The sequence below is a fragment of the Pseudalkalibacillus sp. JSM 102089 genome (genome assembly GCF_041366475.1).
GTDB lineage: Bacteria > Bacillota > Bacilli > Bacillales > Guptibacillaceae > Guptibacillus > Guptibacillus hwajinpoensis_B.
In genome coordinates, this window is the sequence record NZ_JBEWYW010000003.1 from 200,224 (window position 1) to 214,823 (window position 14,600).

Below are 14,600 nucleotides of genomic sequence, written 5' to 3' on the forward strand. Positions count from 1 at the left end.
TTCTATCTAAGGTTATTATTACTGACATATTCAAATAAATTGTTGTGTTCGAACTTTTATGTTAGGAATCCTTACATAAAAACACAATTATCTGTAAATATCATTAGAATGGACACTAACAAAAAAATTAAAGGTGAGGTTATTTAATCCATGACACTAACAAAGAATAGTATTCAACAGGACATCATGAAGGAAGCAAAAGAAAAGAAAGTCGAATTTATTCGTCTTGAATTTACGGACATGCTTGGTGAAACAAAAAACGTTGAACTTCCAATCGAAGAATTGGAAAGCGTTATGAATAATGAAGCGATGTTTGACAGCTCTTCCATTGCAGGTTTTTCTGATATTCAGGAAAGTGATATGTATCTCTTCCCTGATCTTGAAACATTCAAAGTCCTACCGGACGCTGTTGATCAGGATTGTATCGCTCGCTTTATCTGTGATATTCATACACCAGACGGCGAACCTTTCGAAGGGGATCCTCGCTACATTTTGAAAAGAGCGATGAAGGAAGCTGAAGATATGGGTTATACAGTAAACGTCGGCCCTGAACCAGAATTCTTCCTTTTCAAGCTCGATAAAGATGGTTATCCAATTCGTAAGATGAATGACCGCGCAGGTTATTTCGATGCTTCACCAAAAGATAAAGGTGACCAGGTACGTCGTGACATCGTACGTACACTTAAGAAATTCGGTTTTGAAATGGAAGCTTCTCACCACGAAGTAGCTCAGGGACAGCATGAAATCAACTTCCGTTTCGATAGCGTCATTAAAGCAGCTGATAACATCCAGACATTCAAAAACGTTGTAAAAGACGTTGCGACAAGTCACGATTATCACGCTACTTTCATGCCTAAGCCAATCGCAGGTGAGAACGGTTCTGGTATGCACTGTCACCTTTCCCTCTTCACTGAAGGCGAAAGCGCATTTTATGATGAGAACGATCCAGAGGGCATTTCTAAAACAATGAAACAATTTATGGCTGGTATTCTTTCACATGCAAATGGACTTGCTGCCATTACTAACCCGAACATTAACTCATACAAGCGTCTCGTTCCTGGTTATGAAGCACCAGTTAGTGTGGCATGGTCTCACTCTAACCGAAGCTGTATGATTCGCGTACCAACAACTCGCGGCATGGGTACTCGATTTGAAATTCGTAACCCAGATCCAACAGCTAACCCTTACCTAACGCTAGCTGCTGTTATCCACGCTGGACTTGAAGGTATCCGTCATGACCTTGATGCTGGCGCACCAGAAACACGTAACTTGTATGAAGTAAGTACAGATGACGTTCCAACACTTCCGACTAACTTGAAAGAGGCGATCAAAGCACTTCGTGAAGATAAAGTGGTTATGGAAGCATTAGGAGATCATACTTCAAAAGTATATATTGAAGAGAAACAAAAAGAGTGGATCGAATATTCCCTTAACGTAAGTCAGTGGGAAGTTGACCGCTACATGAATAAGTAATAAGTAAAACAAGCTACCTCTCGATGAGGTAGCTTGTTTTTTGTTATATGATGTAAGCTTAATTATGGCAAGAGTATTTTTTTAGTTTTTGATACTGAACTATTTTCTCATCTAATCGTTTACTTAAGAGAAGTATTTTCCCGCTTGAGTAATCGTCAGCTTCTTGTCCTAGATCATAAAGCACCATTCGCAGCGTATGAATTTCATCTTCAAGGCTTTGTAGCAACATAGCGCTCTCCCTTATAATTTGTCTTTTTATTACATTACCACAAAAAAACCTTGACTGATTCATATTCTTACAAATTACATAATTTTTAACATTTTGCTAATCATTAACACATTTGTAATACAAGTGTGAAAACATTGAATACTGGAACATTCCTTAAAATGATTGACCCTCGTTTTTTTCATTGTTATGATTCTCGTTATAAATTTCATCTAAATAAACCTTGTATAAGTTCAGGAATACGGCCTGAACGTTTCTACCAGCTACCGAAAATGGCTTGTCTACAAGGAATCATGAATACATTCATATTCCTTGTGATTTGACTCTGGTTGCTGGCCAGAGTTTTTTTTATTGATCAGGAGGGTCCATCATGAAAAACTTCTTCCAGTTCGCTGAACGGGAAACGAATTACCGAAAAGAAACGTTAGCTGGGGTTACAACGTTTCTTTCCATGGCATATATATTAGTTGTTAACCCCATAATCCTAAGTGAAGCAGGCATTGATAAAGGCGCACTCTTCACAGCAACTGCTCTATCTGCAATCGTTGGGTCCTTACTTATTGGCCTACTCGCAAACTTCCCTGTCGGCATTGCCCCAAGCATGGGATTAAACTCTTTCTTCACCTTTTCCGTTGTTATTGGGATGGGAATTGATTGGGAAATTGCACTCACAGGCGTCTTTATAGCCGGTATTATCTTTATGATTCTTAGCTTACTTAAAATACGAGAGAAAATTATTAACGTCATACCAAAAGACTTAAAGCACGCCATTGCTGCTGGTATTGGTTTCTTTATCGCTTTTGTTGGCCTTAAAAATGCAGGAATCGTCGTTGGAAACGAAGAAACGTTTATTTCGATCGGACAGCTTACAAATCCAACGACGGCTTTAGCTGCATTCGGCTTTGTTATTACTTTAATGATGTTGATACGCGGCATTCGCGGTGGTATCTTCTATGGTATTGTCATCACCACGATTATTGGAATGATTATTGGTCTTGTCCAAGTACCAGGGTCGGTTGTTGGACAGGTGCCAAGCCTTGAACCAACTTTTGGGGTTGTCTTTCAACATTTAGGAGATATTTTCTCGCCTGAAATTCTAGCTGTTATTTTCACATTCTTATTCGTTGCTTTCTTCGACACGGCGGGTGCTCTTATTGCCGTAGCAAGTCAGGCCGGACTTATGAAAAACAATGAAATTCCGAATGCAGGCCGAGCGCTACTTGCTGATTCTACATCTGGAGTTGTTGGAGCAATCTTCGGTACATCAACGACTGCCTCATTCGTAGAATCTTCTGCTGGCGTTGCCGTTGGTGGCCGAACTGGATTCACATCTGTCGTTATATCGATTTGCTTCTTTATTGCTCTCTTCTTCTCACCCATTCTTGGCGTTATAACACCTGAAGTAACAGCCCCAGCCTTAATTATCGTTGGTGCGCTTATGGCAACAGAAGTGAAGCAGATTGATTGGAGCAGATTAGAAGTAGTGATCCCGGCTTTTGTAACGATTATTATGATGCCACTCACGTTTAGCGTGGCAACAGGGATCGCCCTCGGGTTCATTCTTTATCCATTTGCGATGATCGCTAAAAAGGAATGGAAGCAGGTGCATCCGATCATGTATACACTCGGTGCTTTGTTCATTCTTTACTTTGTCTTTCTATAACGTTACAAAGGGGCATTTCAGTTGAAATGTCTCTTTTTTTAATCCACACTGTTTCAACTTGAAAAAATAGTGGTAGTATTGCGGTGGATGGTTTAAAATAAGTCATTAACGAGAAAAGCTTTACAAAAAGGTAGTGATTAAAAACATGCTATATATATGGGATATTGAAGAATTGGTTAAAGACACATTGGCATTTCACCAATTACCAATCAACTATGAATTTAATAACGAATTAAACGCTCCTATGAGCTATAACGTATCGACGAATACAATTAAGTTTAACTATTTACAATTGAACGGCTATCAAGCCAAAGTAAACTTCAAACTAAAAGAAACCGAAGAAAACATCGCAAAAATTCTTCTATACCATGAGATCGGTTACTACTTGGATTTCAAGAAGCATAGACACGATCTTAGGATTTTAATGTACGAGGAAGAAGAGGAGCAGCAAAAGTTTCTTGCTGAAATCGAACGAAATGCCTGGGATTTTGGGCGGAAATTGGTTCCTGATGACCTAGTAGAGTCCTACGATAAATTAAGGGAACTCGATCAGCAGTTTCAAAACGGACAATAGAAGGCACTGAAAAGGACGAGATCTCATTGATCTCGTCCTTTTCCATACTCTCAATACATCAAATCTGAAACTCACTTCTCCACTTCGCTATCTTATCCAGCGCTAACTGATCTTCCTTTACTTCCCCCGGCTTCACACCGCTACCGATGACGTAATCGACGAACTCCATGTTCACGAACTCAAAGATATAGCTAAATTGCTGAATAAGAGGAAGTCCTTTCATTTTCGCACTGCTTCCGCCCGTAACGATCACATAAGCTTTTTTCTTTGCTAGCTCTTCTTTTAAATTTAATTGTTCATCACGTAAATATTGCGACCAGCGATCAAAGAAATTCTTCATTGGACCGCTCATTCCATACCAATATAGAGGTGTTGAGAAAACGAGAACATCATGGGCTAACAGTAGTTCAAGTAACTCGTCATAGTCATCCTCTACTGGTGAGAACCCTCCTTCTGAATGTCTCTCATCGACAATCGAATTTATATGTTTATCTGCAAGAGAAACTATCGTATGGTCCGTACCTTCAAGCATTCTTTTTGTCAGGTACTCTGAGTTTCCATTTTCACGAGTACTCCCTAATAGTGCCATAATCTTCATACTACACTCTCCTTTTACAGTGAAGCGTCTATTTCTTAGAAGTATATCATTGCAACAAACATCAACGTTATCTATAATAATTGATACTAACTATCGAAATTATTAATGGAGGGTCTGATGGATTTAAATTACTTTTATACTTTTAATGAAGTCGTTCGATCAGGAAGCTACACACAAACAGCAGAAGAACTAGGTTATGCTCAGTCGAGTGTAACGACTCAAATCAAGAAGCTTGAAGACTATTATCACGTGAAACTGTTTGAGCGTATTGGAAGGAAAATGAGGTTAACGTCATCAGGAGAACAGCTTTATGATTACGTGAAGGAAATTATCAAGCTTGCAGATGAAGCAAAAGCTCACCTTCGAACGGATGCCAATTTAAAAGGGACCATTCGCATTGGAACTGGCGAAACACTTGCAGCGTATTATATTACACCTTATATTAAAACGCTCAAAGAAAAGCATCCTGAATTACGCATCCGACTTGAATCGGGTCAGTGTCAAAACTTAATTGGCGGCACAGTAGATGGCACGTACGACATCACTATTTTGTTAGACCAATTACAACATCATCCTGATCTAACAACGATCCCCATACGTCAGGAAGAAATGGTTATGATCGCCCCTCCCCAACATCATTTCACAAAGCTTGATGTATTGGATTTAAAGAAATTAGAGGAGGAAACGCTCATCCTGACCGAAGAAGGCTGCGCCTATCGAGTTCTTCTAGAAAAATGGCTAAAAGAAGCAAACGTACAAGCGAAATCGATCATTTCCTTTAGTAGTCTTGAAGCCATTAAGCAATGTGTCGCGGATCAACTCGGTATTGCGCTTCTACCAAGAATAGCGGTTGAGCGAGAAATTCAAAATGGGCTTGTTGCCGTGCTTCCATTTCATTCGAATAACATCACTCTCTACACCCAAGTTGTATATAAAGAACGAAAATGGATTTCACCACCGCTGCAACAGTTTATCGACCTGATGAAGAAGTAGACAGCAAAAGAGTCCCATAGGGACTCTGCTGACCTATTACGTTTGTTAGCTATTCATTAATTGAACAATTCCAGCCACTACTGAAAAAAGGCTAAGTCCAATGAAAAACAGCGTCACTCTTCGCTGCTTTTTCTTAGTTTCTTCTATATAAAAGAAACTAAGTGATGCGAATACGGTGATGCTGATGACTAATCGAAACAGATTTTCGTTCCCACCAGAAAAACCTAACCATGCGATACTACTAGCACCAGTAATAATAACACTCAACAAAAGAACTCTTATGATTTTCATTCTCTTTCCTCCCCATTAGGCCCTTTCCTATTGCTCTTGACTAACACGAACGTCACTCCAACAACCATAGACATGATCACTTCCTTCGAAATACCAGTTGATGATTTGTTTATGTAATATATGGATAACAAACTAAGCATCGTGAGACACACCAAGAGCATTATCATTAGCACATTCCTCTTCATACGTTCTCCCCTCTTTCATGTGCTTTTGGCACCTGCATCTCTTTTACAAAGTAAGCTCCTATTAATAGAAAAAGCATCGATCCTAGTAAACTATATAATCCGAGGAAACCAAACCAGTATCCTAAAGGATTGAATGCAGCACTAATCAAGAAACAAACCGGGGAAATAGCCGATTTAAAGCCCGTTAAACCCATCCGTTTTCTTCTCGTTACTTGTATATAGATCCCTATTAAAAAGACGATTGAGAAAATAATCGTTACGATTACTTCGATCATCTCTCTACCTCCTCTCTCAATAAAGCGTTTTCTTATTTTACGATTGAGAGGAGAAAGAAGTTTCATTCTTATAGGAAAGTACGCTTTTTCCCTCCTACTTCTATTATTTCATGTGTTAAGAAGTATTTTACACAATACAAATAAAATAAAAACTGAAAGCCTTTCATATCGCCAGGCATTTCATAAAAAGACATCGCCATCATTCCATTGGAGCAATAAAGAACCTAAATACCATAGGTTCTGTGTAAATCTTAATTCAAAATAAAGCACTTAACCACGGTAAAGAATATAAGTGATATGTTGAATAAGAAGCGTGGAACACAGGTTGTAAGGGAAAAAGCCACGTCTCAAGAAATAAGTTCTTGAGACGTGGCTTTTTTGATACAATTCCAAAGTGAAAATGAAGGAGAAGAACGTTTCACTAACTTGTAATTAACGTAATTTATAGTCGTGATGGTTTAGCGATATAGCCATTGTATAATCTAACATTTCCATCAGTAGACGAAAACGAAATCGATTCACATGCATGGTCTGGATAAATCAAACTGGTAAGCGCATATTGCCCTTCGTTAATAAATAGTTCTATCGAAGAGGAATCTATTATTAACTTTAAATTAATATGGTTGATATCACCAATTTTCACCGTCTGATCCTTAGAAAAATTAGGCGAACAATTGATTATACCCGAACCTTCACGTACTAGACGGATCTCTCTATTATTATAATTGATTTCTATCTTGGTGAATTGCTGTTTTGAATGATTTACAACTATTCCAAGCTGTGTCGCACTTTGTTTTTCAATATTTATCGCACAATCCACATAAGCACTTTCAACGTGATAAGTTCTCTTATCATTTTCATGAAGAATTTCCTCATCTATGACTAGTTCGTTATCGAAATAAGATACCATCTCTTTAACTGGTAATTGGTTCACATTATATTCTCCAGCTATTTTCTCGAGCGAAAGTTCTCTTGGTATAGTCATTTGGCCTCTCCAACCATTAGTCGGTACTTCATTTGCATAGCGCCAATTACTCATCCACCCCACATAAATTCGCCGTCCATCATTATGGGGAATATCAGAAAAACTAACCCCTGCATAGTTGTCCTTACCAAAGTCTAGCAATTTGCTCGAACTTTGATCTGGTATAAAGGTTTTCCCATCAAACTCACCAACAAAATACTGTGTTTGAGATCCAGTTTCAAAATCTGGATTATCTCCAACACTCACTAACAACACCCATTTCTTTTCGTTCCCGCCTGTTACCGATAATTGAAATAGGTCAGGACACTCCCATACACCATGATGAAGCCCATTGCCTTCACCAAATTCACTTTCAAACTCCCAATCAATTAAATTAGGTGAAGAATAGAAAGTAATAGTTTGTCCTGTTGCTAATACCATAATCCATCTCCTAGTTTGTTCATACCAAAATACTTTAGGATCTCGAAAATCAATTTTTGTTTCACTTGATAAAACTGGGTTTCCCTCATATTTCTTCCAACTTCTCCCACGATCAAAGCTATAAGCGATCGCTTGAGTTTGGGTAGGTTCTGTTCCTTCTTTTCCCTCGAGGTGATAAGTGAAGATCGCTACTAAGCCTGGCTTATTTGGAAAGAAACCAGACGTATTTTCCCAGTCGACAACAGCACTCCCTGAAAAAATCATTCCTAGTTCATCAGGATATAATGCAACATCAAGCTCTTCCCAGTCTATTAAATCTTTACTAACAGCATGGCCCCAATGCATTGGCCCCCAAACCGTACTATACGGATGATACTGATAGAACAAGTGATACTCACCTTCAAAGTAAACTAATCCATTTGGGTCATTCATCCAATTTTTTTCTGGCGCGAAATGTAGATTTGGTTTGTATTTTCCTATCGCATTCGTTTTCATTTGTTCTCCTCCATTTTGCTAGGTATCATTTTTGGTAAATTATTTAATTCCAGTTCCAGATCCGCCAAGTCCTTGCAATAAATATTTCTGAGCTACAATATAGACAATAATAAGCGGTATCGTCGAGAGAGTAAGAATCGCCATCACCTGATTGGTGTAAACCGGTGGAGTTGAATTAATATTTGTTATAGCAACTTGCAATGGGAATTTTTCTGTATCTGTTAAAACCATTAATGGCCATAAGTAATCATTCCAACTTGCAATAAAGGAGAGCGTTCCAACAGTTGCAATTGCTGGTTTAGACATAGGAAGTATAATTTTCCAAAAAATTGTCCAATAGTTCGCACCATCCAATTGAACGGATTCAATAATTTCATCTGGAACAGCTTTAAAGAAATTACGGAAAAGGTAGATAAACAGCATATTAGCAAGCATTGGTAATACTACTGCTAACCTCGTGTTTAATATTCCTAACTCATGTGCCACTGTAAATTGTGTAATAATCAATGTTTCCATAGGAACGATCAAAAGTGCTAAAAGCAAACCAAACAAAAACTTTTTGCCAGTGAAGTTAAATTTGGCGAATGCGTACCCTGCCATCGCATTCACTACTATCGATCCTGCTGTCACGATGACAGCGTATATCACACTATTAAACACATATTTCAACACATCAAATCTTGCAAATAACTCTTCGTATGTTTTAAACCAGTCAGATGGATTCACTGAAGGAAAGAAAGATTTAATTGATCCCATATCAACATAAATATCGCCTTCAGGTTTCATTGAGGATGCAATCATCCAAATCATCGGAAAAATAAATATACTTGCTAGTAAAATAAGCAACGAATATTCTATGATTTTCTTAAGCGGTTTGCTCATGATTAATCATCCTCCTTTGATAGCTTGTTTTGAACAATTGTTACAAGCCCGATCACAATTCCAAAAACAACGGTCATAGCACTTGAATAACCAATCAACCGATCTGAAAACCCTGATTGATAAATATAATAAACTGGTGTCATTGTTGAGTTCATTGGACCACCTTGTGTCATAACCATTGGTTGAATGATTAACTTAAATGCTGCTATAAAAGTTGTAATCATAATTAATAGAGTCGTTGGCCTTAAGAGCGGAAGCGTGATATGAATGAAATTTTGCCATTTATTTGCGCCATCAATTTTACTAGCTTCATAAACGCTAGCAGGGATGTTTTGAAGGCCCGCTAAGAAAATTAACATTTGGTAGCCTGCCCCTTGCCAGGCAGATACAAAGACAATTGTGTAAAGTGCTTGTTTCGGACTCGAAAGGAACGGCTGGGCGTCAATGCCTACTTTTTCTAATAAAACATTGATTAAGCCTTCTGATGGATTTAATAAATAAAGCCAAAGAACAGAAATAACGACTAGCGATAAGACTACTGGAGCAAAGTAAGCAATTTTAAAGAAGATGTTTCCCTTTCTATTCTTATTGATCAGCAAAGCCAATCCTAATGCTGCTCCAATTTGGATCGGTATGACACAAACAACAAAAAGAACAATATTCTTTAAGCTTTGTAAAAAGATCGGATCTTTAAAAATTTCAATAAAGTTATCTAATCCTACAAACTGTTTGTTATCAGGCGTTAATAAATAATAATCAGTAAATGCATAATATATGGCCATTAAAGCTGGAATGATTAGAAATAATCCCATTAATACTAGCGCAGGAGATAAGAATAAGTACGCTGGTAAATTCATACTGGAATTGAGCTTCTTCATCTTTGATTTCTCCTTTTAAATGTAAACCGACCTGAAAATTGTGACAGGTCGGTTTAAAATTCTATTATTGTAACGCTTTGTCAATTTGTGAAGACTTGGTATCGAGTAACTTCTGAATATCTTGATTTTCTTCAAAATAGGTTACATCACTGATGGTTTCCTGGAATGTACGACTTACTTTTGGATAACTAGGAAGGACAGGTCTTGGATGCGCTGTTTTTGAATTTTGGTCGATGAGCACTTGCATTTGAGGAGAAACTTCCTCACGAATCTCTTCAATCACTGAAGTCGCTGCTGGTAGAACACTATTTTCAATACTAATCTTTGTAAGTGCCTCTGTTTTCGTTAAGAAATCGATTAATGCACCTGCTGCTTCCTCTTTATCCGTTGTAGCGGACATCGCATATTGCCACGATCCAGATGGAGAAATTAATTCATTCGTATCGGGAGACGTTGGATAAGGCATAACGCCATAATCTACATCTGGATAACTACTGTTCATTTCGGCAATCGTCCATGAGCCTGTCATCATCATCGGGTATTTACCAGTTTGAAATCCTTTTTCTACTGGTGTCTTTGTTGTGTATCCCTTTTCAACCATCTCTTGAATAAAACTCATGGCTTTTACGGCATTCTCATCATTGAAAAAGCCAGTTGCCTTCGAAGCGTCTTCAGAAACAATGTTGCCACCCTGCGACCATAAGAAAGGTGTGAACGCATACATTAACCATTCACTTTGATCCTTTAATCCCATATCAATAGCGGGCTGATCATACTTATTTATAAGCGTTTCATTTAAGTCCATAAATTCATTCCAGTTCCACGGCTCTTCCACCGTTGGCAGTGTTGCTAAATCAACCCCTGCCTCTTCTAACATTTTTTTATTATAAAAAATACCTACGCCTGATTCAGAATATCCAACGGCATACAATTGATCATTATAAGTTCCTTGCTGAATAATACTAGGAAGTAAATCAGCTTTATTGCTGATATAGTCACTAATGGGTGCAATCATACCTGCCTCAGCATAAGCAGCTGTATTAGGCCCATCAAGTGTTAATACATCAGGTAATGAATCCGTAGTCAAAGCGGCATTTATTTTATCTTCATAACCGCCACCACTTCCACTTCTAGGAATAAACTCAATTTTGGCTTTATAGCCATCCTCATTTTCTTCGTTAAACTGATCAATAAGACTCTGCATTGCTTTACCTTCAGCTGTTTCATTTGAAGTATGAACCCACATTGATACCTCATTTGTATTTCCACTTGATGCTTTCTCATCACTACATGCGGTGACAACTACGGCCAAACACATACAAAAAACAAGTAAGATTAGCTTTCTCAATTCATATTCCTCCCCTTTTAAATTACGAAAAATGACTTTACTTCATAAAACAATGGCAAGAACAATCAATATTAAAACACCAATAAATGTAACCGCCTACATCAATCATAATATGTCATCCGGTTTCATATGTCAACCGGATGACATAAAATTTTCAAAAAAATGTGAATACCACTTCGAAAGAAAGTAGCGTACATCGATACCGCTCTTACTTTCTTGTAGTATCACTTTCAATTAACTTGACGGGTATAATCGTTTCCGACTTAAAATCATCCTCTTTATTAATTTGTTTCAATAATATTTCTAATGCATTGACTGCTATATCTCTTATTGGTTGCTCCACCGTACTTAATTCCGGAAGTAATAACCTTGTCGTTTCGGTACCATCATACCCAACCACTTTTAATTGAGTTGGAATGTCAATTCCTCTTCTTCTCGCCTCTTGCATGACTCTAGAAGCAATTAAATCATCACTAGCAAAAACCCCATCCACTTTTGGATTTTCGTCAAATACGCGAGATAAAATCGATTCATTTGAATCATATTCGTACGTAAGCGGTGTCAATTGATGTGATCTCATAACATCTTCATAAGCTTTTCGTCGCATGTTTGCGGGAGTTTCTAATGAAATTGGCCCGTTAATATGGATAATATTTTTGCAGCCTTTGTGAATTAATAATGTTGTGGCTTGTTTGCCCCCTTGGTAATTATCACTAGATACAACCGGGATTTTTTTCGATAAGTAGCGATCGATACCAACTACTGGGAGATTAGGATCTTCATATTCCTCAATTCCTTTGTTATGTGCCCCTGCTATGATCCCGTCAACTTGATTTCTTTGCAGCATCTTTAAATAACTTCTCTCTTTATCTTCTCGTCCCTGACTATTACAAAGTAACACCTTATAACCAAGCTCAGCAGCAATATTTTCTAAATGAAAAATAAGCTGACCATAAAAAGGATTACTTGTTGTGGGAAAAATAAGACCGATCAGAAATGTTTTTTTGATAAATAGAGAACGAGCCACTTCATTCGGATAATAGTTTAGTTCTTCCATAGCTTGATGGACCTTTTCCCTCGTTTTTTCACCTATATAACCTCGATTATTAAGTACCCGAGAAACCGTTGTCGGTGAAACGCCCGCTACTTTAGCAACGTCTTCAATTTTTGGCTTCACATTCAGCTTCCTCCCTATTTCTCAAAGAAATAATTACGATAATAAAATTTAACTTATCGATCATTATTTTACCATACTTTGCTATTGAAGTAGAAACGTACCTGGCACATCCTTATTCCGTTTTCGTACCTCTTATATCTTTACTAGTTAGAAATGCAAAACGAAACTCATTCACTAATATGTAAGTCTTACATGTAAATCATTCCCCATTCACTGCTTTCCATCAGTTATAAAGTTTATGAAATAGCCCAAAAACATAAATATAAAAAAGCTAAAAAACATTAAAGTGTTAGCGATCATAAGCCAATTCTTTTTGATCAAAGCTGCAAAGACAATGCCTATCGGTGCAATAAAAAAAGTTGCGATCCATAGTTGACTAGAAGTTTGAAACAATACATTAGGAATCCAAACAAGTAAACTAACAGTCAAACAAGTTTTTGATATTAATTTAAAGTTACTTTTCTTGACCATCGCTTTTCACATCCTCATTTCATAAGTTCTCTCTTAGACAAATGACTGATTTTCTCTCGCATTCAAATCTCCTTAAACACTAACTTCTACCAATTATTTCAAATTATATTGCATAACTCAATCTAATAGAAGGATCGCTTTCCTACTAAATCACTTAATCTACTCTTATTAGCTCTATTAAAAGAACCATTGATCCCCCTTCCCAGTAGTAGTCAAATTCAACTTTTCTTACCTTAATTTCTCCCTACTCTTTTCAGTTGGTTCCTTTGGGTTCTTCATTACTTCGCTTTTTTACTTTTCCTTGAGAGCCTGTTTTCCTTCCAGTCTATACCAATAATGACTTTTCCACATAAACTATTGAAAAATGAAAGGGTGGCATTATGTCATTATTTAACGAGGAAAGATGTAATAAACAACATTCTGATTGTTGTTGTGAATGTTGCTGTGAATATTGCTGTGAATGCAGTTGTTTTGATTGTATATTTTATTAATACCAGGGCCTCAAGGACCCCCAGGACCGCAGGGACCGACTGGGCCTCAAGGGCCTTCAGGAGGACCGATTGGTCCGGTTGGACCCGCTGGGCCGACAGGACCAACGGGACCTCAAGGTATTCCGGGTCCAACTGGGCCTCAAGGAGCAACGGGACCTCAAGGAGATACAGGACCGGCGGGTGCTACTGGATCTCAAGGAATCCCCGGATCAGCTGGACCTGCTGGACCCCAGGGAATTCCAGGGCCAACGGGGCCACAGGGAGCAACGGGACCTCAAGGAGATACAGGACCGGCGGGTGCTACAGGTGCTCAAGGAATCCCTGGGCCAACTGGGCCAACCGGTCCTCAGGGAGTTCCAGGACCAACGGGTGCAATGGGATCTCCAGGAACGCCGGGTGCTACCGGTCCAGCTGGACCTCAAGGTATTCCAGGTCCAACTGGGCCCCAAGGTGCAACGGGACCCCAAGGAATACCCGGAGCAACGGGACCAGCCGGACCTGCTGGCGGAGTATTAGACTTTGCAGATTTCTTTGCATTGATGCCGCCTAATAATGCAGCAACTGTAGCTCCTAATACAGATGTAAGCTTTCCACAAGATGGCCCAAATAGCGGATCCGGCGGTATTACTCGGACAGGTCCGAGTTCGTTTAACTTATCAGCAATTGGCGTTTATCAGGTGCTGTTCCAGGTGAGTGTAGACGAAGCTGGACAGTTGCTTCTAACTCTAGATGGTGTTGACTTACCGTATACTGTGGTAGGAAGAGCAACTGGAACTACCCAAATAGTTGGTATGGCTCTTGTAGAAACAACGTCCATCAATGGAGTGCTTACAGTACGTAATCCTGCAGGCAATTCAACTGCACTAACCATCACTCCTTTAGCTGGTGGAACAAGACCTGTATCCGCCCACCTTGTCATCACAAGACTTCAATAAGAAACACTAGTGCAAGCTAAATGATCTCTCAATCTCAATAGTATTGCTAATATATTACATGTTATCGATTGTACACCTTTTATGTGAGATGCTGATAATAATGCAGGCAGAGAGATCGACTTGTTCTTTTATTCCGTGCGTGTTCACTACTTTTTTTGTAACTATTGTATTGATTTCTTCCTCAAACATATCAATATCTCGTATAGGATTGGACTCTGCCTTGCTCACGTTATTGAGTCA

General features: G+C 38.5%; 14 protein-coding genes and 1 riboswitch. Of the genes, 5 read left to right on the top strand and 9 right to left on the bottom strand.

The window, feature by feature from the left end; genetic code table 11:
* The first annotated feature begins 150 nt into the window (after window positions 1-150).
* Complete coding sequence (gene glnA / locus ABVF21_RS09320; protein ID WP_303530102.1) at window positions 151-1,473, top strand: type I glutamate--ammonia ligase; 1,323 nt, start codon at window positions 151-153, stop codon at window positions 1,471-1,473.
* A gap of 58 nt (window positions 1,474-1,531) precedes the next feature.
* On the opposite strand, the gene ABVF21_RS09325 is transcribed toward glnA, so the two are convergent.
* Complete coding sequence (locus tag ABVF21_RS09325) at window positions 1,532-1,702, bottom strand: aspartyl-phosphate phosphatase Spo0E family protein (RefSeq protein WP_371018091.1); 171 nt, start codon at window positions 1,700-1,702, stop codon at window positions 1,532-1,534.
* 200 nt (window positions 1,703-1,902) lie between these two features.
* Window positions 1,903-2,003, top strand: a riboswitch (purine riboswitch).
* 66 nt (window positions 2,004-2,069) lie between these two features.
* Between ABVF21_RS09325 and ABVF21_RS09330 the strand changes: the two genes are divergently transcribed.
* Window positions 2,070-3,362: an NCS2 family permease gene (locus ABVF21_RS09330; protein WP_303530106.1), complete on the top strand. Its 1,293-nt coding sequence runs from the start codon at window positions 2,070-2,072 to the stop codon at window positions 3,360-3,362.
* A 145-nt stretch (window positions 3,363-3,507) separates the two neighbouring features.
* Complete coding sequence (locus tag ABVF21_RS09335; RefSeq protein WP_194220553.1) at window positions 3,508-3,936, top strand: hypothetical protein; 429 nt, start codon at window positions 3,508-3,510, stop codon at window positions 3,934-3,936.
* Between the two features lie 58 nt (window positions 3,937-3,994).
* Here the strand turns inward: ABVF21_RS09335 and ABVF21_RS09340 are convergent, their stop codons facing one another.
* A complete protein-coding gene (locus ABVF21_RS09340; RefSeq protein ID WP_303530109.1) occupies window positions 3,995-4,534 on the bottom strand; it encodes a flavodoxin family protein in 540 nt (179 codons plus the stop codon).
* 117 nt (window positions 4,535-4,651) lie between these two features.
* Between ABVF21_RS09340 and ABVF21_RS09345 the strand changes: the two genes are divergently transcribed.
* Entirely contained in the window at window positions 4,652-5,527 is an 876-nt protein-coding gene (locus tag ABVF21_RS09345; protein ID WP_371018092.1) for a LysR family transcriptional regulator, read from the top strand.
* 45 nt (window positions 5,528-5,572) lie between these two features.
* Here the strand turns inward: ABVF21_RS09345 and ABVF21_RS09350 are convergent, their stop codons facing one another.
* The 7 genes from ABVF21_RS09350 to ABVF21_RS09380 form a co-directional block, all read right to left on the bottom strand.
* Window positions 5,573-5,818, bottom strand: a complete 246-nt coding sequence (locus ABVF21_RS09350; protein ID WP_303530111.1) for a hypothetical protein — start codon at window positions 5,816-5,818, stop codon at window positions 5,573-5,575.
* Window positions 5,819-5,999: 181 nt separating this feature from the next.
* On the bottom strand, window positions 6,000-6,278 hold the full coding sequence (locus ABVF21_RS09355; protein ID WP_303530113.1) for a hypothetical protein: 279 nt from the start codon (window positions 6,276-6,278) through the stop codon (window positions 6,000-6,002).
* A gap of 442 nt (window positions 6,279-6,720) precedes the next feature.
* Window positions 6,721-8,178: a glycoside hydrolase family 32 protein gene (locus ABVF21_RS09360; protein ID WP_371018093.1), complete on the bottom strand. Its 1,458-nt coding sequence runs from the start codon at window positions 8,176-8,178 to the stop codon at window positions 6,721-6,723.
* 39 nt (window positions 8,179-8,217) lie between these two features.
* Entirely contained in the window at window positions 8,218-9,060 is an 843-nt protein-coding gene (locus tag ABVF21_RS09365) for a carbohydrate ABC transporter permease (protein ID WP_371018094.1), read from the bottom strand.
* 2 nt (window positions 9,061-9,062) lie between these two features.
* The gene (locus ABVF21_RS09370; RefSeq protein WP_371018095.1) at window positions 9,063-9,938 is read right to left on the bottom strand and encodes a carbohydrate ABC transporter permease; all 876 of its coding nucleotides are present in this window, start codon (window positions 9,936-9,938) and stop codon (window positions 9,063-9,065) included.
* Between the two features lie 64 nt (window positions 9,939-10,002).
* Window positions 10,003-11,286, bottom strand: coding sequence for an ABC transporter substrate-binding protein (locus ABVF21_RS09375; RefSeq protein WP_371018096.1), 1,284 nt, complete (start codon window positions 11,284-11,286; stop codon window positions 10,003-10,005).
* A gap of 208 nt (window positions 11,287-11,494) precedes the next feature.
* Window positions 11,495-12,463, bottom strand: a complete 969-nt coding sequence (locus ABVF21_RS09380; RefSeq protein WP_371018097.1) for a LacI family DNA-binding transcriptional regulator — start codon at window positions 12,461-12,463, stop codon at window positions 11,495-11,497.
* A 946-nt stretch (window positions 12,464-13,409) separates the two neighbouring features.
* Between ABVF21_RS09380 and ABVF21_RS09385 the strand changes: the two genes are divergently transcribed.
* The gene (locus ABVF21_RS09385; RefSeq protein WP_371018098.1) at window positions 13,410-14,360 is read left to right on the top strand and encodes a collagen-like protein; all 951 of its coding nucleotides are present in this window, start codon (window positions 13,410-13,412) and stop codon (window positions 14,358-14,360) included.
* The last annotated feature ends 240 nt before the right edge of the window (window positions 14,361-14,600 follow it).